We start from the raw sequence: 1,876 nt of genomic DNA on the forward strand, positions 1-1,876 counted from the left end.
ACCCGCCCGGGTCGCGGCCCAGGCGCTGCCGCAGCCGGCCGACGGCGTCGTCCGGGCCGAGGCGCTGGCGCAGCACACGCAGACCGGCGACGAGCAGCACGACCAGCGTGGTCACCGCCATCGCCGGGAACGCGTTGATCAGCGGGGCGCCCGCCATGAGCAGGCTCTGCGCCGTGCCGCCGCCGGACGGGGCGCCGATCAGCACCGCGACCAGCGGCACGACGACGGCGAGCAGCAGCGGCGGCTGCACGGCCGGCAGGAACAGCCCGCGCCGGCGGACCCAGGACACCGCGAGCACGCAGCCGAGCAGGTAGCAGACCTCGAACACCCGGCCGACGGTGCCGATCCGTAGCAGGTCCACCAGGACCCCGAGGGCGGTGGTACCGACGGCCAGACCTGTGGCCGCGGGCGGCGGGACACCGAGGACCGGGGGGAGCAGGGACCGCTCACGCACCGGCCAGCCACCGCGCGCGGGGGCTGGGCCCCGGCCGGGCCGGCGGGCCGAGCTCGATCGGGCCGTGGTCACCCGGTCAGCCTAACCCCTCCCGCCACGGTGTCCCGGTCGCCTCGTCGCGTGCCGTGTCGCCGTCGCCGAACGTGCCCGGATGTGCGCCGTCGGGTCGGCCACCGCCGGATCGGGTGCCGTCCGACCGGTTGTGGTCGGGCCGCCCGAGGTCCTCGAGGGACACCAGCGAGTCCCCGGCGGAGGCGACCAGCTCGGGCGCGGAGACGCCGCGCGGGGTCCGGTCGACCGTCGCGGGCGTCCCCAGCTCGGTGTCGGACACCTGCAGCTCGGTGAACTTCCGGGCGCTCACCAGGACCCGCGCCTCCAGCGAGGAGACGGTCCGGTTGTAGCTGTCCACCACCGCGTCCAGGCTGCGGCCGAGCTTCGCGACGTGCGTGCCCATCGTCGCGAGGCGCCCGTGCAGCTCGCGCCCGAGCCGGTGCACCTGGGCGGCGTTGCGGGCCAGGGCCTCCTGCTTCCAGCCGTAGGCGACGGTGCGCAGCAGCGCGACCAGGGTGGTCGGCGTCGAGAGCACGACGTTGCGGCCGAAGGCGTACTCCAGGAGCCCCGGGTCCGAGCGCAGCGCCGCCTCCAGGAACGGGTCGCCCGGCACGAACAGCACCACGAACTCCGGTGTCGGTTCGAACGACTCCCAGTAGGCCTTGGCCGAGAGCTGGTCCACGTGCGTGCGCAGCTGCCGGGCGTGCGCCGCGAGCCGTTCGGTGTGCACGTCCGGGTCCGAGGCCTCGACCGCCTGCAGGTAGGCCGCGAACGGCACCTTCGCGTCGACGACGACCTGCTTGCCGCCCGCGAGCCGGACCAGCATGTCCGGGCGGACCCCGCCGTCCTCCCCGGCGGCGGACACCTGGGTGGAGAAGTCGCAGTGCTCGAGCATGCCGGCCATCTCCGCGACCCGCTGCAGCTGCATCTCGCCCCACCGGCCCCGTACCTGCGGCGCCCGCAGCGCGTTGACCAGCGCCTTCGTCTCGGTACCGAGCTTGTCCGAGCTCGCCGCCATCGCCCTGACCTGCTCGCGGAGCCCGGCGTAGGCGGACTCGCGCTCCTTCTCCACCGTCCGCAGCTGCCCCTCGACCCGGCCCAGCGCCGCCGAGACCGGGTCGAGCAGCTGCTCGACGGCCTTCGCGCGGGCGGCCTGGTCGCCGTCGGCCTTCGCCGCGAGCGCGGCGGTCGCCTCCTTGAGCCTGCTCTCCGCCAGCGCCACGAACGCCTCGTTGTTGCGGGCCAGCGCGTCCTGCGACAGCGCGGCGAAGGAGTCCTTCAGCTCGGCCTCGCGGCGCACCGTCGCGGCCTCGGCCCCGGCCCGGGCCTCCCGCTCGGCGCGCAGCGCGGCGGTGGCTCCCGCGGCGTCGG

2 protein-coding genes are annotated in these 1,876 nt (G+C 75.9%); both read right to left on the reverse strand.

Translation table 11 applies throughout. The annotated features are described in order from the left end of the window. Positions 1–454, reverse strand: a 454-nt coding sequence (locus GTW08_RS02140; protein ID WP_346009837.1) for a DUF6542 domain-containing protein, incomplete at its 3' end; no start/stop codon positions are given. Positions 455–530: 76 nt separating this feature from the next. Further along, positions 531–1,876 (reverse strand): DNA recombination protein RmuC (locus tag GTW08_RS02145; protein WP_202416276.1); only part of this gene is annotated, 1,346 nt, incomplete at its 5' end.

This window comes from Pseudonocardia sp. SID8383, assembly GCF_009864975.1.
GTDB classification, from domain to species: domain Bacteria; phylum Actinomycetota; class Actinomycetes; order Mycobacteriales; family Pseudonocardiaceae; genus Pseudonocardia; species Pseudonocardia alni.